Genomic DNA, 22,781 nt, shown 5'->3' with positions numbered 1-22,781 from the left:
GAGGTGTTTTATGGGTAATTTTTTAATTAAACTTTTTTCTGTGATACGCATTCAAAATCTTTAACTCTTCAAAAATTTTAAGAATATTTTGAACGTAAACTTGCAGACTTTTTTGGTTGTAACTATTGAATAAAACCGGCTCCAACGGTATTGTTGGATTGGGAATCTATTAAAATAAAGGAACCATTGGTGCGATGATTTTTAAATGGATCATAAAAAATAGGCTTATTCAATTTGAAGGTGACGGATGCAATATCATTCATCCCCAAGGCCTGTATATTTTCTTCAATTCCTGAATAATCAGGATGAATTTTATGGTGGATGGTATCCACTTTTGCGAGAACCTTGTTAACGCCATGTTGCAATACATATTTATTTCCTGTGACTAAATTCTGGGAGTCCATCCAAGAAATAGTTGCTGTAAATTGTCTCTCAATCGCTGGTAAATCATCAATTTTCACTAACATATCGCCGCGACTTACATTGATATCATCTTCCAAAGTAATAGTAACGGATGATCTCCTTGAAGCAGTTTGATACGCTTGGTCATATACAAAAATCTCTTTTATCTTCGACTTGGTTTGGGATGGTAAGGCCACCACCTCATCACCAACACTTAGTTGTCCGCCGTAAACTTTGCCGGCATAGCCCCTAAAATCATGAAATTCTTCAGTTTTTGGCCTTATAACATACTGTATAGGAAATCGTGGCGTGCCTATATTGTAAATATCTTCCGTATCCAATTGCTCAAAATGTTCCAATAAAGTTTGTCCTTTATACCACGGTGTGTGTTTTGATTTATGAACAACATTGTCACCTTTTAGCGCACTCACCGGAATGAAGGTGATATTTTGCTCTTGATAATCGCGTTTATCCATTAACTTTTTAAAATCGGCTTTGATTTTGTTATAAATTTCCTCTGAAAAGTCAACGAGATCCATCTTATTAATGGCCACAATCACATCCTTGACACGCAATAGATTGTTGATGAAAAAATGCCGATTAGTTTGTTCAATCACCCCTTTTCTAGCATCAATCAAGATAATGGCTGCTTGTGACGTGGAGGCACCGGTTACCATATTTCTAGTATATTCCACATGGCCAGGTGTATCCGCGATGATGTAACTTTTGGTTTGTGTTGAAAAATAAATATGCGCCACATCAATGGTGATACCTTGTTCTCTTTCGGCAACCAAGCCATCTGTCGCCAACGAAAAATCGAGATAATCGTAACCTTTCTGTTTGCTGGTTTTTTTTATGGCGTCAAGCTTATCACTCGTTAATGATTTTGTATCGTATAGAATTCTACCAATTAACGTGCTTTTTCCGTCATCGACACTTCCTGCTGTTGCTATTTTTAAAACTTCCATTCCTTTCCCCAACCCTCTCCAGAGGAGAGGGGGTTATTTACGGGTTTATTTTAAACTATTAATATTTATTTTTATAATACTTACGAGGTTTTTAAAACCTTTAAAGATGTTAATGCTTACTATGCGCAAACTTGCTAATTCCCCCTTCGGGGGCAGGGGGACTTCTAAAAGTACCCTTGTTGCTTTCGTTTTTCCATAGCCGCTTCTGAGCGTTTGTCATCAATACGTGCCCCCCGTTCTGAAATCGTGGAATCTCGGATTTCCTGCACTACAGAGGCAATATCTGCAGCTTCAGAAAGCACAGCGGCAGTACAGCTCATATCACCAACGGTTCTAAACCGGACAACCCGATTTTCAACTACTTCATCTTCATCTCTAAACACCACGTCATCATCAGAAGACCAAATTAATCCGTCTCTTAAAAACGTTGCTCTGGTATGCGCAAAATAAATGGATGGGATTTCAATATTCTCCCTTTCGATATACGACCAAACATCTAATTCTGTCCAATTAGAAATTGGGAACACTCGCACATTTTGTCCCAATTGGATTTGCCCATTGAGCATATCAAATAATTCGGGACGCTGATTTTTCTCATCCCATTGACCAAAATCATCTCTTACTGAAAAAATGCGTTCCTTGGCTCTTGCTTTTTCCTCATCTCTTCTGGCACCTCCAATACAGGCATCAAACTTAAATTCTTCAATGGCATCCAATAGCGTCGTGGTTTGTAGACTGTTTCTACTGGCATATCTACCAGATTCCTCTTTCACTTTCCCTTGATTGATGGAATCCTGTACATTACGCACAATTAATTCCAAACCTAGTTCTTTGACCAATTGATCTCGAAATGCAATGGTTTCAGGAAAGTTATGGCCAGTGTCGATATGCATTAACGGAAACGGAATTTTTGCGGGGTAAAATGCTTTTTGCGCCAATCTTACCAAAGTGATGGAGTCCTTTCCTCCAGAGAACAAAAGCACAGGTTTTTCAAATTGTGCTGCGACTTCCCTAATAATGTAGATGGCTTCGTTTTCCAAAGGATTGATTTTTGAAGTGTCTAATAGAGGCCCTTTAGCCCTCGAAGAGGACACTTCTACTGGGTTGGATTTTGTTGATATTTTCATTTTTTTCTTTATTCTGTTGACTAAGACTATTCCTAATTACTGCCGACTCCTACTGAAAACTGCAACAGAGAACTCTGACTGTAAATTCATTTTAAGCGTGTAAGCCACATTCCCTGTTCTCTAATTGTTTTGTTGGATCGAAATATTTGAATTCATTTGGCAAATTATTATCAATGAGATATTTATCCAGCGCTTCATCGGGCCAATAATAAAATGGACTCACTTTAATGATGCCATCAGCACCTTGAGATACAATGTCAATGCTGTCCCTAAATGCAGTTTGTCCTTTACGTAAATTTGTAAACCACAAATCGGGTTGGTGTTCAAACATCGCTCTTTTAAAAGGCTCCAATTTTACTTGTTCAGTAAATATCTTGTGATTGGGATCATCTACGTGAGGAATTCCTAAAACAACATCCCGATGTGCTGCCGTTTGTTTTGGAACATATAAATGAATATTCAAATTAAGATTCGCTGTTAAATCTTGGGCGTGCTTGTAGGTTTGTGGCGTGTTATAGCCGGTATCACACCAGATCACTTTGATATCCGGTTTCATCTTTGCAACCGCATGTAAAATGGCCGCTTCATAAGGCCGGAAATTAGTGGTCACTACTGGATTATCTGAAACGGTTATGGCCCACAAAACAACTTCCAATGGTGTCTTTTTGCGTAGCTTTCTATTGATTTCTTTTAAATCTAAATTCATTATTTCCCCCATTTTATGTTATTCCAAGCGCGTTCATGAAAAAAATACAACACCATTTTGGAAACTAACTCTATGCCTCCAATAGAGAAAGCCAAGGCTAATGTGCCAGTGATTATATAGGAAATCACTACCGTGGCAATTGTGCCTACCACACGCCAACTGATGGTTTTCAGAAGTGTTCGTTTCATGTTTTCTTTAGATACTGAGTCAGTACTTACAGAAGTTCTATTTTGACCCTGTGTTATATTTGATTCTAAAACTGTTTCCATTAATAAACTATTTATTCTTTATCTTTAACCCTATAGACTTAGTAGGGTAATATGCAAACCTAAGAAATAATATTAAAACGATACTCACCGAAATCAATAAAAATAATAGGTTTTTTTTGCGAATTCAATAATTGATTAAATCTGCTAGAGAGGTTTCGCCATAAATCTTCAAGTTGCTATCTCGCACCTGAATCATCAAATGGTGCACGGCACACTCTGCTTCATTAGGACAATCATCGCACTTTTCATAATAATTTAAACTTACACATGGCACCATGGCTATTGGGCCTTCTAAAACTCTCATAACTGTGGTCATTCTAATGTCGTCAGGATTTTTGAGCAGGTAATAACCGCCACCTTTTCCCTTTTTTGATCCTAGAAGTCCACTTTTTCGGAGGGTCAATAGGATACTCTCCAAAAATTTGAGTGAAATATTTTCCATTTCAGAAATGGTTGAAATCGGTACAGGAACACCATGCTGTTGTTTCGCCAAGTAGGTGAGCGCCTTGATTCCGTATTTCGTCTTTTTTGAAAGCATCCCGCAAAGATACTTTATTTTACACGTATTTTAAAGCTTGCTTTAAATCGTCAATAATATCATCCACATGTTCCAATCCAACTGAAATTCGCACCAATCCATCAGCAATACCAGTTTCCAATCGGTCTGCTTCACTCAATTTGCTGTGGGTGGTGCTTGCAGGATGTGTAGCGATAGAACGCGTATCTCCCAAATTGGCGGAAAGCGACAGCATTTTTAAGTGGTTTAAAAACTGACGCCCAGCTTCTATCCCGCCATTAACTTCAAAGGCAACAACGTTTCCGCCCAGTTTCATTTGTTTTTTAGCCAAGTCATACTGGGGATGGGATTTTAAAAAAGGATATTTGACTAAAGCAACCTTGTCATGGACTTCCAAAAACTCCGCAACTTTAAGCGCATTTTCACAATGACGGTCTACCCTCACTCCCAACGTCTCTAAACTTTTAGAAAGTATCCAAGCATTAAATGGTGACAAGGCTGGCCCCGTATTTCTTGAAAATAAATAAATTTCCCTGATTAAATCAGCTCTTCCTACGGTGACTCCTCCTAAAACACGACCTTGACCATCAATCAGTTTTGTAGCCGAGTGGATTACCAAATCAGCACCAAATTTTATTGGGTTCTGTAAATAGGAGGTTGCAAAACAATTGTCAATTATATAAATGAGATTGTGCTTTTTTGCAATTTTCCCCAAAAGCTCGAGATCCAAGATATCTACTGCCGGGTTCGTCGGACTTTCCAAATACAAAATCTTGGTGTTTGGCTGAATCAAACTTTCTATTTGGTCCACTTCATCCACTTTGAAATAACTTGTTTCTATATGCCACTTAGGTAGAAACTTTGTAAATAAGGTATGGGTAGAGCCAAAGACACTTCGGGCAGACACAATATGATCTCCAGCATTCAACAAGGCAGCAAAGGTTGAAAACACGGCAGCCATTCCCGTAGCGAAGGCATAGCCATTCTCGGCGCCTTCAAGTTTGCACATTTTGTCCACAAACTCTGAGGTATTCGGATTTGTGAATCGGCTGTAGATATTCCGTTGTTTTTCTTCTGCGAAAGACGCCCGCATATCCTCAGCATCTTCAAAAATAAAACTTGATGTTAAATGCAATGGTGTGGAATGTTCCAAAAATTCCGAACGCTCCATTTGTGTTCTGATTGCGTTGGTTTCAAATTTGTTGTTGCTCATATTTTGAATTTTTTGCCACGTAATTCACGACTATATGTCGTTAGGTGTGGCCTTCAAGACCTTTCATGTTTTAAAAACCTGAAAGGTCTGAAAACGTTCTTTTCTAGTTAATATGTTTTGATAATCTCAAGATATCCCCAAAAACGCCTCTTGCGGTTACCTCAGCACCTGCTCCCGCACCTTGTATGACGATAGGTTGCTCGCCATAAGATTCAGTGAAAATCTCGAAAATAGCGTCAGAACCTTTAATATGCCCTAAAGTGCTATCCAATGGGATAGATACTAATTTGACTTCCAAATTTCCTTTGTCCTTGGAGAGATCACCAGATAAATCACCAACGTAGCGTAGCACATGGCCCTCCTTTTGTTGGTCTTTTATGGTTTGGAATTTTTCGTCCAAGACCTCGAGTTGCTCTAAAAACTGAGCAGTCGAAATTTCTTGGTAGGCTTCTGGAATCAAATTTTCTACGGAGATATCAGCAAACTCATTCTGCAAATCGAGTTCTCTGGCCAATATCAACAGTTTTCTGGCCACATCGTTTCCTGAAAAATCCTCACGAGGATCAGGTTCTGTAAAGCCTTTATCAATGGTTTCCTGAATAATTGTACTAAAAGGCTTATCCTGAACTGAAAAATTATTGAATAAATAACTTAAGGTTCCTGAGAACACACCTCTGATTCTTGTGATGTTTTCACCAGATTCATGCAGCAATTTAATGGTGTCAATCAACGGTAAACCAGCACCCACAGTAGTTTCATAGAGATATTCCTTCTTATTATGATCTAAATTTTCTCTGAGCTCAGTATAGAAATCATGAGAAATAGTGTTTGCTATTTTATTGGAAGACACCAAATCAAATCCTGCTTCTACCAATGGGATGTAATTATTATAAAAATCAGAACTCGCCGTATTGTCCACTGCAATTAGATTTTCTAAATGATGTGTTTTCGCAAATTCAATAATATCCTCAACAGTATAACCTTTTGGAGAATGTTCTATAGCATTCTTCCAGGTATCATCTGCGCCATATTTATTGAGAAGTACTCTTTTAGAATTGGCAATCGCAAAAACATTCAAGCTGATGCCTTTACGCTTTTCGATATCATTTCTTGATTTTAAAATTTGATTGATCAAAGCACCACCCACACCGCCGTGGCCGAAGATGGCTATATTTATCTTTTTTGAAATCCCGAAAACCTCGCCATGAATAACATTTACAGCTTTATGGAGTTGCTTCTTTCTAACCACTAAGCTCACATTTCGACCAGTTATCGTATTGTTGAACAATAATGGTGTGATTTGATTTTTAATTAGGGCATTAAAAGGTTTATGAAACGATCCCAACTCAATTCCGATAATTGAAATCACCGACACATCGTCAATGACCCCAATTTTGCTCACATCCTGAGAATAAAAATCGTTTTCAAACTCACGCTCCAAAGCAATAACCGCCTGAGTGGCTTTTTCTGCATCAATTACCAATCCAATCCCACGCTCAGAAGAACCTTGAGATATAATACTCACGCTAATATTTTGCTGACTTAAAGCTTTAAAGATTCTGGCGTCAACGCCTACTTTCCCTAATAATCCACGGCCTTCAAAATTTATTAAAGCCACATTGTCCAATACCGATAAAGAGGTGACTTCTTTAGTATTGGCTTTTGCTGAAATTAAAGTGCCTTCATCTTCTGGATTAAACGTATTCAAAATCCGGAGTTTGATATTTTTTTCCAACAATGGGATAATGGTTTTAGCATGCAGAACCGTCGTTCCAAAATTGGCAAGTTCATTGGCTTCTGCAAATGACAGTTCCCTTATTTTTTGGGCATCCTCAACCAACTCAGGGTTTGCCGTATAAATACCGTTGACGTGTGTATAGTTTTGGAGTTCTTCGGCATCTAAATAATTTGCCAATAAAGAGGCTGAATAATTACTACCGTTTCTTCCCAACAAAGTGGTTTCATTTTTAGCATTGGAACCAATGAAGCCCGTGACAATATTGACGACTTTACCATTGAATTGTTTAAAATGAGCTAAAACATTTTCACGGGATAATTTTTGGGTAGGTTGTGAATTGAGAAAATCCCCTTCCGTTTTAATAAGTTTTGTAGCATTTGTAGCATTCGCATCAACACCCTCTTCCTTTAACAGAGCGGTAATCATTTTGGAAGAAATAACTTCGCCGGAAGCCAGAACCTCTGCTTTTATTTTGTCGCTATAATCTCCTAAAAGTTTGACCCCTTGAAATATGTTTTCCAAAGCCGAGAATTCCTGAGTAAAGTCAACTAGCGGTGACGGTTCAGATTGGTAGGTCTTGAATGCTTCAAAATCTGCCTGGTAATCTTCCCGACGCGATGCTTTAGTCAACATAGACTCCAAATCATCTGTAGCTTTACCACGAGCAGAAACGACAACTGCAATTTTCTCATGGTCTTCTACTTTTTTCTTTATGATCGCTATGGTCCGTTTTAAACCTTCGCCATTGGCCAAGGATTTACCCCCAAATTTTAATATTTTCATTTTTTTATGTGCTGTATGAGGTCTGAAAATTGGCTCTATAATTTTCTCCAATTGTTCAAATTCTATTAAAAATGCATCGTGGCCATGATCAGAATTGATTTCACTGTAGGTCACATTCGGGTGGGTCAAGGCCAAGTGTTTTTGAGTTTCCCGATTTTCTTCAGCGGTAAAAAACAAATCTGAATCGACCCCAACAATGGTGATATTTGAATTGATGGCATTTAGAATATCAGCATTATCTCCGTTATTTTTGGTCACATCAATTGTTTTCAGCAACTGGTTCATCAATTTATAAGCTGATAATTGAAAGCGTTCCTGTAATTTATTACCGTGGTGCAGTAGCCAACTTTCAACATTGAAAATTTCAGAATCGTCGTTTTTACTTCGATGAAACCGCTCCTTAAAAGATTTTGGCGTGCGATAACATAACATGGCATGCATTCTCGCATCGTGAACCGGATTGTTTGAATTGACCAAAAACTGCTCTTGGATTTGGCAATTGGCAATCAGCCAGTCCGTAGATTTCCAATCAGTTGCCACAGGAATGAGATGCTCTGCCAATTCTGGTGCTAAAAATGCCATTTCCCAAGCAATGCCCCCACCTAATGAGCCGCCTATCAAAGCAAAAAGTTTGGTGATTTTTAAATCCTTCAGCCCTTGCAAAAATAACTTGGCAATATCTCGCGCAACGAAATCCTTATAATTTTCGATTACAAAACCATCATAACCATTCCCGGGAATATTGAAGGATAGAATTGTATAGACATTGGTATCGATCACCTTATCAGGACCAATTAAATCCAACCACCAACCTCCTTTTCCGGCAACATTACTATTTCCTGTCAAGGCATGATTGACCAGGACAATTGGCGCACTACCTAAGGATTGACCAAAAAGTTGGTAAGACAATGTTAATGCAATTGCCTTACCACCTTCTAATTGGAAATCTTTAACTTGAATAAAATTTAATTGTGACATTTATTGAACAGCATATTGTTTTTCCACACTCACATTTACAGGAGTGCTATTGAGTAAGTTATCTTTAACAGGACAACGGTCTTGAACTATTCTTAACCATTGGGCCAAAACTTCTATCGAAGCGTCTGTTTCTGGAATTAACTTTAAATCTATTTTCTTGAATCCTGCCCTTTCATCGGTGGATATTCCAAACAATCGGTCGGCGTTGATGTTACCAGTAACTTCAATGGTCAATTTTTTTAAGGAAAATCCTAATTCTTTTGCCACCAAATGCCCCACGACATTTAGACACCCTGCCAAACCTGCGAGAATATATTCCACTGGATTCGCGTTTTCATCCGTTCCACCCAAATTTTCAGGCTCATCGACTACCAATGTGAAATTTCTGGTTTTGGCTACAAACTTCGCCGCAGAGGCACTCTCGCCCTGCACACTAAATACTAAATCGCTCATAGTTATGAAATTTAAGAGTTAGCTGAACTTTGTGAAACGGTTTCCTTCACAATATTAAATGCCTGTTTTAAATCGGCTTTTAAATCATCAATATGTTCCAGACCAACTGATAATCGGATGAGATCCTTAGTTGTTCCTGTTGTTTCCTGAGCTTCATCAGACAATTGCTGGTGTGTGGTACTTGCGGGATGGATAATGAGGGATTTGGTGTCGCCAATATTGGCCAACAATGAGAATAATTTGGTTTTGTCCGCAATGGTTTTTGCCGATTCATAACCTCCAATGACACCAAAGGTCACCAAACCGCTTTTTCCTTCAGGAAGATATTGATCTGCTAACTTTTTATAAGGGCTGCTGTCCAAGCCAGGGTAGTTTACCCAAGTGACTTCCTCTTGTTCCTGAAGCCATATGGCCAATTCCAAAGCATTTTTACTGTGCTGTTTGATTCGTAATTCCAAGGTTTCCAAACCTTGAATGATTTGAAATGCATTAAAAGGGCTCAATGCCGAACCATAATCGCGAAGGCCTTCAATACGTACTTTTGCTATAAACGACGCATTCTTTAAAACATCGGTATAAACTAAGCCATGATACCCAGGAGATGGCTCTGTAAACTCAGGGAATTTACCGTTGGCCCAATCAAATTTTCCTGCATCAACAATGGCTCCACCAATGGCTGTTCCATTACCGTTCACATATTTTGTCAAGGAATGGATCACGATATCGGCCCCATGCTCAATAGGCTTTACAAAATAGGAAGTTGCAACGGTGTTGTCAACAAATAAAGGCAGTTTATTTGCTTTCGCTACTTTGGAAATGGCTTTGATATCCAACACATCCAATTTCGGATTTCCTAAGGATTCAATAAAAATCACTCTGGTGTTTTCCTTTACTGCTTTGTTAAAGTTTTCCGGATCTGATGGATCCACAAATGTGGTAGTGATTCCATGTCTTGGTAACGTAACGTTCAGCAAATTATAAGTGCCGCCATACAAACTGCTAGACGCTACAATATGATCTCCCGCTCTTAAAAGCGTCAGCAAGCTTGTGGCAATTGCAGCCATTCCTGAGGCCGTCACCACTGCTGCAATCCCGCCATCCAGTGCAGCTAAACGCTGCTCTAAAATATCATTTGTTGGATTGTTAATTCGGGTGTAGATGTTTCCTGGTTCTGCCAGCGCAAATAAGTTTGCAGCGTGATCAGAATCTTTGAAAACAAAAGCCGTAGATTGATAAATAGGCACTGCTCTAGTGCCTCCATTGGATTGAACATCGTGTCCTGCGTGCAACGCTTGGGTTGCGAATTTTTGTGTACTCATTTTTCTAATTTTTTGAGTTAATAAATGAATTAAAACAAAAGCCAATTGCGTCATCACTGACGAACCTAATAGAAAAATGCTAAAAAGAAAATAATAATTACAGATGAGTAATTACGTTTAGTTATCTATCCAATTACCTGATAAATGAATCAGCAATTAAGTAGAATTTAGCACCTTCTTTATGAATAAAGGGTTGCTAAGGCTTCACCGGGTCTAATCCCTCTGCCTTTCTTGATAACACTTCAATAAGTTTTTGAACTTTGTGAACACAAATATTGCAACACAAATCTTACAATTCCAAATTATTAACGATTTTTATTTAAAATAACCTAAATATCCTACGTAACTACCAGGTGTTTGTCCCATATAAACAAAGGCTTTATGGAGTGAAAAAATAAATGTAAAATATTTTCAAACGTTAATTTCAAATGAAAAAAAATTAAAACGATTTGCCATCCATTTAATTTTTTTACTTTTGTCAGATAATAATTGAGAGGACAGATTTGACTGATTGCAACCTCTTCAGAATCGGAAATTCCGAGGATGAGTTCTACAACATTGTGGAATAAAAATGCTAAAGGCAGTGGAAACTACCTTCGACGCGAAACGTCAAATCTTCCGTAACCTTAAGACAATTAAGAGTATATGGCATATTTATTCACTTCAGAGAGCGTTTCTGAAGGACACCCAGACAAAGTAGCAGATCAAATTAGTGATGCTCTAATAGACAATTTTTTAGCCTTTGACAAAGACTCCAAAGTCGCTTGTGAAACCTTGGTAACAACAGGACAAGTAGTTCTGGCAGGAGAGGTAAAGTCACAAACCTATTTGGATGTTCAAAAAATAGCGCGAGATACCATCAACAAGATTGGTTACACCAAAAGTGCGTATATGTTTGACGGCAATTCTTGTGGTGTATTTTCTGCAATTCACGAGCAATCAGACGACATTAACAGAGGTGTTGATAGAGAAAGCAAGGATGAACAAGGGGCCGGAGACCAAGGCATGATGTTTGGTTATGCTACCAATGAAACTGAAAACTACATGCCTTTGGCATTGGATCTCTCCCATCGCCTGATGATTGAATTGGCTGCTTTACGCCGAGAAAATAAGGACATTACTTATTTGCGTCCGGATTCTAAAAGCCAGGTCACCATTGAATACAGTGATGATAATGTACCGCAACGTATTGTTGCTATCGTTGTTTCTACGCAACATGATGACTTTTTAAAACCAAAATCAGATTCAAAAGCGGATATCAATGCGGCCGACACTGAAATGTTGGAAAAAATTAGAAAAGATATTGTTGATATATTAATTCCTAGAGTTGTGGCAGGACTTCCTGAGCACATCCAAGTTTTATTCAATGATGATATTACTTACCATATCAATCCTACAGGAAAATTTGTAATTGGTGGACCACACGGTGACACTGGACTTACAGGTCGAAAAATAATAGTGGATACTTATGGCGGAAAAGGCGCCCATGGTGGTGGTGCATTTAGTGGAAAAGACCCAAGTAAAGTGGATAGAAGTGCAGCTTATGCGACACGCCATATCGCCAAGAACTTAGTAGCAGCAGGCGTTTGTGACGAAATATTGGTGCAGGTCAGTTATGCTATTGGCGTGGTGAAACCTACTTCCATTTATGTAAATACTTATGGCACATGTCCGTTTAACTTAACCGATGGAGAAATTGCCGATAAAATTTTCGAGATTTTTGACATGCGTCCGGCGGCGATTGAAGAGCGCTTAAAACTTCGTCAACCGATGTACAGTGAAACTGCGGCTTATGGACATATGGGCAGAATTAATGAAACAGTTACTAAAACCTTTGAACAATTCAATGGTAAAAAAATAACACTTGACGTAGAGTTGTTTACTTGGGAGAAGTTGGATTATGTGGAGAAGGTGAAAGCAGCTTTTGAAATAAATTAATAAACGTTCTAATTCCAATAAAAAACCTTCAACATTGCTGTTGAAGGTTTTTTACTTTTATATAGGATTGTTAATTAATCCAAGCCACCTTTACGTTCTGGAGAACGTTGTGTGGGCCATTCCATTTGCTTACCAGTACGCTCGTTTACCGGTAATATTATTTTTTCGCTAGACACTTTTACGTCATCTTCACTCGCCTTGTAGGCTAAAATTGCGGTCAGGATGGCGCTATTTCTTACATCATCAAAAACAATTTTATCATAGGTATCAAGGTTAGTGTGCCATGTATAATTCCAATAAGACCAGTTTAAAGCACTTAAGTTAAACGATGGAGCGCCTGCCGCCACAAACGACGCGTTATCAGAACCACCACCGCTTGGAGATCCTGGGAATTCGGTTTTGATATGTGTGGTAATATCTTTTGGAACCGCACTTAACCAACGTGTCAAATAATCATAAGCATGTAGATATCCTGCGCCCGATAAATTAATCACACGTCCTGTACCATTGTCCTGATTAAATACTGCTTGAATGTTTTTTATCATCTCCGGATGGTCTTCCACAAAACTACGAGAGCCATTCAGACCTTGTTCTTCACTCCCCCAATGACCTACCAAAATGGTACGCTTCGGGTTAGGGTAAAACTTCTTCAATAAACGCATGGCCTCCATCATCACTAAAGTTCCAGTCCCGTTATCCGTTGCTCCAGTACCTCCATCCCAAGAATCAAAATGTGCGGAAAGAATTACATATTCCTCTGGCTTTTCGCTCCCTTTTATTTGAGCAATCGTATTAAACGTAGGCGCTACTCCTAAATCTTTAGACTCTGCAACAATTTTAATGGTAGGTTTATTTCCTGATTCAACTAAGCGGTAAAGCATACCATAATCTTCCAATTGGATATCGACAGTCGGAATTTTTTTAGTTCTGGAAGCAAATATTTTATTGGCACCAAAACCTTTTGACCAATATGAGGTCACAATTCCTACGGCACCGGCACTTTCCAAGGCTTCATGAATATTACGAGTCGTGTATCCTGTGCGTCGCATATTGGCATGAAACTCTTTTGACAAAGAATCACGCTCACTCTTCATGTTCTCAAAAGATTCCGGCGTAGCAAATTCTTCCCAATTATAGTCTGGTCTTCCTGTAATTTGGGGTTCAGAAATCATGACAAATTTCCCTTTGACATTTTTAAGCCAATTTTTGAATGCCATGGAATCTTTAACCGTTGGAATGGTAACCAATTCAGCAGTGACGCCTTTTGGACCTGTACTTGCGCTCCAAGCCAATTGTGTTCCTGCTAAAGATTGAACACGAGGTGAAACCATATCTATATGGGTTATGCCACGCTCCCAAGCTTTCCACTCGCCATATTGTTCGTTTTCTGCCGGAATCCCCCATTCTTTATAGGTTGCTACAGCCCAATCATGTGCGTGTTTCATTTGTGGTGTACCCACTAATCGAGGCCCAATCACATCCATTAATTGATGCCCTAAAATTTCCAATTGGGAATTCTCATTGGCTTCCTTAATGATGTTTTCAATAACAACATCTTTCTCTTGAGCTGTTACCACTAGCATTGAGCACATTAGGAATGCCCCTAATAAAATTCTTTTCATTTTTAGTTTGTTTTATATTGTATATTTAAGTTTATGAAAATACGACTATTATTTAAGATTCAAAACCAAACCGAAACAACTTTCTCAACCAAGATTTGTAGAAAATCATTCCTCATGAGCCAGAGAGAAACCCTTAAAAATCCCAAATTGGATATCTTATGAAATCATTATATTTTTAAGGATTTTAAAGTGAATAAATAACCCTGAACGTGATATAGCGCGGTTGGATAAAATACTCTGTAGCACTCACTGAAATGTTACTAGTATTACTTTGGCTCTGAGATTTTGTATTCAGCAAGTTGGTAGCTTTTACCACGTATTCCATTTTGGCATCGTTGTTTTTTCTGTAAGCTAAGGAGGCGTTCCAAAAATCATAATCGTTTATGGTACCATCTTCGTCACTAAAATTATTATAAGAAAAATCGGTTCTGAAGGTGAAGGTTTTTAAGATCAAGGCATCTATTTCAATAGATGGCGTATTGGTATAGAACTTACTTCTTGTTGAACCTTGGTCACTATCCTGAACAGAATAACTATAATTCAATTGAACGTTGGGCGCTTGCTTAAAATTAGTTCTTAACTCCGCACCATACCGCTGGGTATAATTTTCATTAATTGAACGAATCCCCTGGATAAATTGATTGAATTTTGCATAGCTAAAATTAGCATTGACAGACGCCTGCAACTTTCCGAAACGTCTTTGAAAACGACCGTTTGCACTAACGGTTTCATCGGCTAAACCTGAGTTGAATGGCGAATTGGTTCTGATCACACTTTCAAAATTGGTGAGGTTACGAATTTGGTCAATCTTTTTGCTATAGCTAATATTCCCAAAAACATTGGTATAATTAAACATATTAAAGCTGAAATAACGCAAATTCACATTATGGGAAATCGCATTGTCCAAACTTTCATTTCCCGAGAAAATAGAGTTGTAATTGTTAAGTACAATCCCCTTTGCCAAATTGGTCACATCAGTAAACTGCGTATTCATATTATAAGTTAGAGATATATTCTCGCTCTTTTTAAGTTGAATGCGCATATCGAAATCAGGAAGGATCTTGAAGAAATTATTTTTGTAAGCTTCACCAAACTGTACATTGTTGGAACTGTAGGCATGGGCAGACAGTCCAGGAGTAATCGTAAAAATACCGGTTTTAAATTGGTAGTGGGCACCAAGATAGAAATCACTAAAATTGTAATGCGTGTTGTTGGTATCCAAACCATCGTTAAATGTTGGTGTCGGATCAAAAACAGTATCATCATCCAAATATTGAAAGATGTCAGAATCAAAGCTCTGTTTGCTCAAAATGGTTCCTAAAGTGAAATTGATATTGCTTTTTGCGGTCAAAATATTCCAATAATCCAATTTCGCATCGAGTTGATTGGATTTTACCCGTTTTTCTTGAGCCACGTCATAATCCAGTTGGTTGGGATCCAATCCTAAATTATTTGCCGTAGTTTCGTAATTGGCTTTTTCCTCAATGATGGCATTGTAGAACGGGTCTTCATCCTGTAGCAAATGCTGTGCTTCAAAAGCAAAAATATTCTTATCATCCAAAGTGTAATAGTAGCTCAAATTTTGATTAACACTAAACGGCTTCGTGTTTTCAAACTGATCAATCTTACCGATCACGGAGGATAGAAATTTTTGATCTTGAGATTCTTTTGAAAAACGTCCCATAATATCATAATCCAGTTGATTATTGGCGTTTGGTTTATACTTTGAACTGAGTTTTAACATCCCTAAATCACTGCGTTGTCTTGTGCTAATTTGAGTTTCCTCGTCGGGAATCCCTAAATCGGAATTGGTATATTGAACGGAGTTGTTTTCCTGCAAATCAATGCGACTGCTCGACAAAATAGCGAATCCGCTTAAATCCAATTTTTTATTGGGCGAATAGCTAAGATTTGCCGCTCCAAACTTGGTATTGATGTCTTTGGCCCGATTGTTTTGAAGTGCTAAAAACCCTAAATTGTTACTTCCCAAATTGATGGACGTGCCACTTTTACTACTAGGTGCTCTAAAACCACCAGAAAAATTAAAATAATCGCGACGAGTAAAAGCAACTTCTCCAATATTATTTAAATCTCCAATAAGATTCACACTGTATTTTGGACTGTAATAAAACAATTTTGGTTGCGCCAAGTACAGCGCTTTATCTTGTGATACACCGCCGCCAGCCGTAATATCACCAAACCAAAAATTAGTTTTACCTTCCTTTAATTTAATGTTGATAGCAATATTGTCCATATTATTGGTCACACCGCTCAATTGATCAACTTCGGCGTAATTTTTTAGTACTTGTACCTTGTCTACCGCGCTTGCAGGAATATTTTTTGTGGCCAATTTAGAATCGCCATCAAAAAAATCCTTGCCATCTATCATGACCTTGCCAACTTTCTTACCTTCAATCTCAATTTCACCATCGGCATTGACCTCAACTCCAGGCAGGTTTTTTAAAACATCACCCAACTTGCGCTCTGTTCCTTTGTTGAAAGAATCTGCATTATAAGTTAAGGTGTCTCCTTTAATGGTGACGGGCATTTCATAGGTGATTTGGATCTCATCTAAGGTATTATCCTCTTGTAAAGTGAAGGTTTTGGTGAGATCAGCTTCTTTAATAATTAAAATTTCTTCAAAAGTCTTCATCCCAATATAACTCACTTGAACTGTGTAAGTCATATTTTTTGTCAATGATAATTTATAGCGGCCTTGATCATTGGTAATTCCATAAGATTCGAGGGCCTTTGTTTGCTGGTTGATTGCAATAACGTTGGCCAGTTCCAGTGGATTGCCAATACTGTCCTTAATGACGCCTTCAACTTTAATTTGCGCAAAAGAATGTCCTGCTACACAAAGTAGCAAAAGCAGTATAAAATTTCTCATGGTGATGTGCTGGTTTGATTAGTTTAAGGTATAGCGTCGGCCTTTAATTGCGTGAGCCTCGACCTCTGCCACCGTACATTTCTTGCATTTCTGCCATTTTCTCTTTAACGATGTTATTGTATTCTCCTTTCGTAACTACTTTGCCTTTTGAAGGTGCTTTAATCTCGGCCTTATCTGTAGGATTGATCTCTATTTTTGAACACAGAATAGTGGTTCGTCCAGAATTGATCTCCAAAATCAAACCAGGAAGCCCCCAATATTCTCCGGGCCCTTGATTGACAGGAATTTGTGGTGTGTACCATGCGGTAACCAGGATTTCTTTTGGCACTTCTATGTCGTCCATGGAAGTATTTGTCCTAGTGCTATCTTTAGATTTTTCTTCCTCTTTTTTCTCATCATTTCTATTGCGACGTCTCATATTGGCAAAATCCGTGTCATTTCCCTTTTTTACGGCAGTAGCTTTAAAGCACAAATATTGTCCAATTTGTTTTGATTCACTCTCCATTTTCCATTCTAATTTTGGGATGGAATCTTTGATTAAAAATTGCTTTCCAAAAAACTCTTGATCTTGAATCAACTGCTGATCTTTCACATTCTTATATTGGGCTCCAGCCGTAAAACTGCCCATCATGCCACCCCATCTACCGCCACCACCGCCACCCGGGGCTGCTAACTTTTCCTCTTCTTTATAGAGGGATTCGGTTCGGTTGAAACTCAAAATGAAATTCTTTTCGAGCATGCTCTTCATGCGTTCGGCTATCATCTTCTTCTGCTGTCCGCTCATTTGGTTCCCACCAAAATTATCCATGTCCATGGTAGTTTTAGACTGGTAGTAAGCCCTCCCTTGAAAGTCTTGCGCCGTTAGAACGCCAGAAAACAAAAGGATCACACCGCTAATCAAAGTAATTGAGAATGATTTCATTTTAGTTAATTTATTGATTTGATTTTATACCAATCACGCTGTTTGACTTATAAAACATACATAAGTCAAATGAGTAAATGTTAAATTCTTTAAAAAGGTTGCAAAATTACGGTTTCAGTACCCTGATTAGATTCAAATTAGAACACCTCTAAATTTGTAACCGAGACCATGTGTCAATTGTGGTTTGGTTTTTGTAAATTTCAATCCGTTATGAAAAGATTTCTATACCTCTCCCTTTTATTTTCAATAGCACTCTTTTCTCAAGAAAGAATCACTGTTGAAACTATTGGCGCAATCCCCTTAAAGGTGGATCAACTCACCCAAATAGATAATTTTGGAACCATTTTTTATACCTTTGGAAACACTTTCCATAAAAAAGAACCATCTGAAGATTTTAATTATAGCAATGTCCAATTGGGGTTGATCACCTCAGCTCATGCGTTTAATCCTCTTAAAATCAATCTTTTTTATAAAAATTTTAATAGCGTGGTCATTTTAGACAATCGGCTATCTGAAATCGTCAAAATAGATTTTAATGGCATCCAACCTTATAAAAACGTCTCGCATATTTCTACCGGATATGATAATACCGTTTGGATTTTCAATCAGGACACACAGCAATTAGAACTCTTTGATTATAAAACCAATAATGTAAGAGCTACGACAATGCCGGTAGAATCAATAGTACTGGATCTTAAGAGCAATTATAACTACAGTTGGCTGCTCACTGAAAAGTTCTTGTACACCTATAATTATTTTGGAAGTACCATAGCAAAAATAAAAAACAATCAGTTCCGCCATATTGCAGAGGACAACGGCAACGTAATTATCCAAACAAATGAAGGTCTCTTGTTTTTAGGCAAGGACACAAACCAACTTATACCCATTGAACTCCCTGAATTGTTAATAAAACAGTTTTTAGTAACCAATGAATCGCTGTATATTTACACCGATGATACACTTCATCACTTCCAACTAAAAATCAAATAATATGCATGTTGCAATCGCCGGGAACATTGGTGCAGGAAAAACCACGCTTACAAAATTATTAGCCAAACATTACAGATGGGAACCTCAATTAGAAGATGTTGTCGACAATCCATATTTAGATGATTTTTATAATCAAATGGAACGCTGGAGTTTTAATTTGCAAGTCTATTTCTTGAACAGTCGCTTCCGTCAAGTCCTGCAAATCCGTGAAAGCGGAAAGGACATTATTCAGGACCGAACTATCTATGAAGATTCCCATATTTTCGCTCCCAACTTACATGCCATGGGATTGATGACCAATAGAGACTTTGAGAATTACAGATCGCTTTTTGAGTTGATGGAATCATTTGTTCAAGGCCCTGATCTTTTAATCTATCTCCGTAGCTCCATTCCAAATTTAGTCAAGCAGATCCACAGTCGTGGACGAGACTATGAAAATTCCATCAGTATTGATTATCTAAGCCGATTGAATGAGCGTTATGAAGCTTGGATTCATGGATATAACAAAGGCAAACTATTGATTATTGATGTTGATAATTTAGATTTTGTTTCAAATCCTGAAGATTTAGGAAGTATTATCACTACGATTGATGCTGAAATTAATGGTTTGTTTTAAGACCTTATCATTTTTCTAACATTTTTTTGCGTTTAAAAGTGTACTTTTCCATTCCTAAAATTTGTTGAAATAAATTTTAGTGACTCCGGAAGAGGAGATAGACTATTGATTTTTTTTATGGCACAACCACTATATAATACCAAATATTATCACCGAGACCTTTCTTGGCTTCGCTTTAACCACCGTGTTTTACAAGAAGTTGCGGACAAAAGAAACCCCCTCTATGAGCGGATTAAGTTCATGGCGATTTTTTCATCTAATTTAGACGAATTCTTTAGGGTTAGGGTTTCAGATATTAGACAGGTTAAGGATTTAGACAAATCCATTCGTAAAAAACTGGTCACGAAACCAAATCGTGTTCTAGCGGAAATTAAGGTACAAGTAGATTTGCTTCAAGAGGAATTTGGAAATCTCTTTCAGAACGAAATTATTCCGGACCTAAAGAAAGAAGGCATCCATTTGATAAAATACCGTGAGTTTTCAGAGGCACAGAAAAAAGTAGCTGAAGCCTATTTTGAATCTACATTAAAAAACAAAATTGATTTTGAGAATTCCATATTTTCTACAAACGATTCGGTATTTGTGGAGAATGAAAGCTCCTACATTACGGCCTTTATTTCGAAAGATCAGTTTCAAGTGGTGCAGATCCCAACAGACGAACCCCGCTTTTTTGTTTTTCCGAGCCATGCCTCTGCTGACAAAGACACCCACTATATTGCCGTAATCGATGATATCATAAAATATAATCTCTATAGAATACAACCAAAACTTAACCTCTCCTACTACGCCATGAAAATTTCCAGGGATGCCGAACTCTATATTGAAGATGAGTTTTCTGGCAACCTTATGGAAAAGATCAAAGAGTCACTTCCCATGCGCGAAACAGGTCAGGCCACCAGGGTTTTGATTGACAAACGCATTCCTGACAATTTTCAGAAGGTCTTAAAAAAGGCATTGGACATCTCTAATATTGATATTGTGTTAGGAGGCACCTATCATAATTTTAAGGATTTTTTCAGCTTCCCAAATCCAACGGACAAAGATCTTTATTTTGAAAAATTGCCTCCGATAGATCATCCGGTGACTTCAAAGTATGATTCCATGTTTGAAGCAATTGATACCAAAGACCAGCTCATGCATTATCCGTATCAGTCCTTTGAACCGATCATTAAGCTTTTGGAAGAGGCCGCTGACGATCCGCAAGTGACCACTATAAAGATGTCATTATACCGAGTTGCAAAAGAATCGCGTCTTAATAATGCCATTGCTAGAGCGGCCAAAAACGGAAAAAAGGTCGTTATTTTTATTGAAGTCAAAGCCCGTTTTGACGAACATAACAATTTAAAATGGGGCGAAATATTTAAAGAAAACGGCGCTCAAGTGCTTTACAGCTACCCTGGCATTAAAGTCCATTCTAAAATCATATATATCGAACGTCAAATTGACGACGTATTAAAGCCTTACTGCTATATAGGCACAGGAAATTTTAACGAAAACACGGCAACGCTGTATACCGACTTCGGTTTAATGACCAACCACAAAAAGATTACGGAAGATCTCAACAAGCTGTTTTTGGTACTTGAAGGTATTTTTATCGTTCCAAAAGCGAAAAAACTTCTAATCTCACCATTTACAATGCGTAACAAATTTGTAAGTATGGTTGAGAAAGAAATTCATTTGGCACAAGCGGGCAAAGAAGCGTATATCATTTTGAAGATGAATAGTCTTGAAGATAAAAAAATGATCAAACTACTTTATGAAGCGAGCAATAAAGGCGTGAAAATCCGACTCCTTGTACGCGGCATGTGCAGTTTGGTTCCCGGAATCAAAGGCCAGAGCAAAAACATAAAGGTCACCAGTATTTTAGATCGGTTTTTAGAACATGGGCGTATCTATATTTTTGGTAACGGTGGCGAAGAAAAAATGTATATCGGTTCTGCCGATTGGATGACCCGGAATTTGACCCATCGGATCGAGGTGGTCACTCCTATTCTGGACCCTGACAACTTTAAGATCATTAGAGACGTGATTGACATTGAATTGACTGATAACGTTAAAGCGCGTATTATTGATGCTGAACAGAAGAATGACTACGTGAAAAATGGTAAAAAGTCAGAAATACGTTCGCAATATGAGATCTATGAGTATTTCAAGAAGTTGAAGTAGTAATTTACTTTATAATCGAGATCTGACAAGTTTAAAAACCTATTAGATCTTTTTAAATTTTAAAATCTCACCAAAAAAATAGAATTACTTCAACTATTTGATCTGAATGCCCTCTTTACATCTTTTCAACTCAAAGTTTCACTAATAAACCCATTCTCCCGTGCATGTTCCATGGCTTGTTTACTGCTATCCACCAAAAGCACAGGCGTTGTTTTATAATTTTTGTATAAACTCTTTACCCGCAACATTTTCTTTTTGTGTTTGACACTTCTTAGATAAATAGCCAAAATGCGATCAGGATGGACTTCTGCAATTTCAAGATAGATATCCGCATCATGCTCACCGCTATCGCCAATTAAAATAAGTTTCAACTCCGGATAGGTTTTGAGAATGTTTAGTATTTCGTGCTGTTTTTGAGGTTTTTCTTTGTTTTTCTTCCGATTGAGAAAATTACCAAAATCGCGTAGTAAAATTGGCCCCTTTGGGAAGTCGTTCCTCTTAAGAAAGAATTCTAGGTACCGGTACATATTCCAAGGACTATGACTAACGTAAAAGATTGGATTTGCTTCCTTTCCAGTTTTCCCTCGGTGCAGCAGATGGTAAAATTCTGCAGCGCCCTCTAAAGGTGATCGTTTTGAAGCACGTTTCAAAAAGGTATTGTAAATAACCCGCCACTTAAGGGTAGACACTAGCCCTGTGTGTAAAATAGTGTCATCAATATCACTCGCAACCCCAAACGAAACAGTTTTTGCAGCGGGACCTTTAGACAGGGACGGAATTAACATTTCTCCAGGAAATCGATTTTCCAATTGGATGATGCGTTGGTTTGTAAAATCCTTGTAAGCCACTTCAAATGAAAGCCAACCTTCTTCGTTAGCCAAGGCATCCAATCCTTCTACTTTTTCATCCAACAGAAAATAACCTTCGTCATCGGTTATGGTCTCAAAAATCTTCCCATTGGGCAATTTTAGCAACAAGGTCGCATGCCTGATCTCATCGGTTTCAAATCGCTTATAGGCATTGATCAATAACTTGATGGGATGTTTTCCTTCCAAATCAATCGATTCGTCCTCAAGTGCGCGACCCCTAACATACAAATGTGATGCGGTTCCATAACTTTGAAAAACAATAATCTGTAAAGGGTCTTTTTTGAATAATGCCATA

The 22,781-nt window shown here is 38.0% G+C and carries 17 protein-coding genes and 1 riboswitch; of the genes, 4 read left to right on the top strand and 13 right to left on the bottom strand.

What is annotated here, in order from left to right; all coding sequences use genetic code 11:
* Nucleotides 1-122: 122 nt before the first annotated feature.
* The 9 genes from G525_RS0108400 to G525_RS0108360 all read right to left on the bottom strand — a co-directional run bounded on the left by G525_RS0108400 (nt 123) and on the right by G525_RS0108360 (nt 10,473).
* Nucleotides 123-1,370, bottom strand: coding sequence for a sulfate adenylyltransferase subunit 1 (locus G525_RS0108400; RefSeq protein WP_027125778.1), 1,248 nt, complete (start codon nt 1,368-1,370; stop codon nt 123-125).
* Nucleotides 1,371-1,534: 164 nt separating this feature from the next.
* A complete protein-coding gene (gene cysD, locus G525_RS0108395) occupies nt 1,535-2,497 on the bottom strand; it encodes a sulfate adenylyltransferase subunit CysD (protein ID WP_245577753.1) in 963 nt (320 codons plus the stop codon).
* A gap of 91 nt (nt 2,498-2,588) precedes the next feature.
* Nucleotides 2,589-3,203: a phosphoadenosine phosphosulfate reductase domain-containing protein gene (locus G525_RS0108390; RefSeq protein ID WP_027125776.1), complete on the bottom strand. Its 615-nt coding sequence runs from the start codon at nt 3,201-3,203 to the stop codon at nt 2,589-2,591.
* A complete protein-coding gene (locus G525_RS0108385) occupies nt 3,203-3,472 on the bottom strand; it encodes a DUF2061 domain-containing protein (protein WP_027125775.1) in 270 nt (89 codons plus the stop codon). The genes G525_RS0108390 and G525_RS0108385 overlap by 1 nt, the downstream gene beginning before the upstream one ends.
* 124 nt (nt 3,473-3,596) lie before the next feature.
* Nucleotides 3,597-4,010, bottom strand: coding sequence for an RrF2 family transcriptional regulator (locus G525_RS0108380; RefSeq protein ID WP_027125774.1), 414 nt, complete (start codon nt 4,008-4,010; stop codon nt 3,597-3,599).
* 19 nt (nt 4,011-4,029) lie between these two features.
* Nucleotides 4,030-5,202, bottom strand: coding sequence for a trans-sulfuration enzyme family protein (locus G525_RS0108375; protein ID WP_027125773.1), 1,173 nt, complete (start codon nt 5,200-5,202; stop codon nt 4,030-4,032).
* Nucleotides 5,203-5,305: 103 nt separating this feature from the next.
* Complete coding sequence (gene thrA / locus G525_RS0108370) at nt 5,306-8,701, bottom strand: bifunctional aspartate kinase/homoserine dehydrogenase I (RefSeq protein WP_027125772.1); 3,396 nt, start codon at nt 8,699-8,701, stop codon at nt 5,306-5,308.
* Entirely contained in the window at nt 8,702-9,154 is a 453-nt protein-coding gene (locus G525_RS0108365) for an OsmC family protein (protein ID WP_027125771.1), read from the bottom strand. It abuts the gene before it with no gap.
* 11 nt (nt 9,155-9,165) lie between these two features.
* A complete protein-coding gene (locus tag G525_RS0108360) occupies nt 9,166-10,473 on the bottom strand; it encodes an O-acetylhomoserine aminocarboxypropyltransferase/cysteine synthase family protein (protein WP_027125770.1) in 1,308 nt (435 codons plus the stop codon).
* Between the two features lie 118 nt (nt 10,474-10,591).
* Nucleotides 10,592-10,714, bottom strand: a riboswitch (SAM riboswitch).
* A 404-nt stretch (nt 10,715-11,118) separates the two neighbouring features.
* Between G525_RS0108360 and metK the strand changes: the two genes are divergently transcribed.
* Complete coding sequence (gene metK / locus G525_RS0108355) at nt 11,119-12,411, top strand: methionine adenosyltransferase (RefSeq protein WP_027125769.1); 1,293 nt, start codon at nt 11,119-11,121, stop codon at nt 12,409-12,411.
* A 74-nt stretch (nt 12,412-12,485) separates the two neighbouring features.
* Here the strand turns inward: metK and G525_RS0108350 are convergent, their stop codons facing one another.
* From G525_RS0108350 to G525_RS0108340, 3 genes are all read right to left on the bottom strand, one after another.
* Complete coding sequence (locus G525_RS0108350) at nt 12,486-14,033, bottom strand: M20/M25/M40 family metallo-hydrolase (RefSeq protein ID WP_027125768.1); 1,548 nt, start codon at nt 14,031-14,033, stop codon at nt 12,486-12,488.
* A 184-nt stretch (nt 14,034-14,217) separates the two neighbouring features.
* Nucleotides 14,218-16,923 carry a TonB-dependent receptor gene (locus G525_RS0108345; RefSeq protein WP_027125767.1) on the bottom strand — a complete coding sequence of 902 codons (2,706 nt, stop codon included), beginning with the start codon at nt 16,921-16,923 and terminating at the stop codon, nt 14,218-14,220.
* A gap of 43 nt (nt 16,924-16,966) precedes the next feature.
* Nucleotides 16,967-17,845, bottom strand: coding sequence for a GLPGLI family protein (locus G525_RS0108340; RefSeq protein ID WP_027125766.1), 879 nt, complete (start codon nt 17,843-17,845; stop codon nt 16,967-16,969).
* Nucleotides 17,846-18,055: 210 nt separating this feature from the next.
* Here G525_RS0108340 and G525_RS0108335 point away from each other — a divergent pair, with 210 nt between their 5' ends.
* From G525_RS0108335 to ppk1, 3 genes are all read left to right on the top strand, one after another.
* Nucleotides 18,056-18,835, top strand: a complete 780-nt coding sequence (locus G525_RS0108335; protein ID WP_027125765.1) for a hypothetical protein — start codon at nt 18,056-18,058, stop codon at nt 18,833-18,835.
* Between the two features lies 1 nt (nt 18,836).
* Nucleotides 18,837-19,451 carry a deoxynucleoside kinase gene (locus G525_RS0108330; protein WP_027125764.1) on the top strand — a complete coding sequence of 205 codons (615 nt, stop codon included), beginning with the start codon at nt 18,837-18,839 and terminating at the stop codon, nt 19,449-19,451.
* A 117-nt stretch (nt 19,452-19,568) separates the two neighbouring features.
* A complete protein-coding gene (gene ppk1, locus G525_RS0108325; protein WP_027125763.1) occupies nt 19,569-21,617 on the top strand; it encodes a polyphosphate kinase 1 in 2,049 nt (682 codons plus the stop codon).
* A 125-nt stretch (nt 21,618-21,742) separates the two neighbouring features.
* On the opposite strand, the gene G525_RS0108320 is transcribed toward ppk1, so the two are convergent.
* Nucleotides 21,743-22,780: an App1 family protein phosphatidate phosphatase gene (locus G525_RS0108320; protein ID WP_027125762.1), complete on the bottom strand. Its 1,038-nt coding sequence runs from the start codon at nt 22,778-22,780 to the stop codon at nt 21,743-21,745.
* Nucleotide 22,781: the final 1 nt, after the last annotated feature.

The sequence above is a fragment of the Gelidibacter mesophilus DSM 14095 genome (genome assembly GCF_000423005.1).
Classification (GTDB): Bacteria; Bacteroidota; Bacteroidia; order Flavobacteriales; family Flavobacteriaceae; genus Gelidibacter; species Gelidibacter mesophilus.
This window is presented reverse-complemented; position numbering and strand designations above follow the sequence as displayed.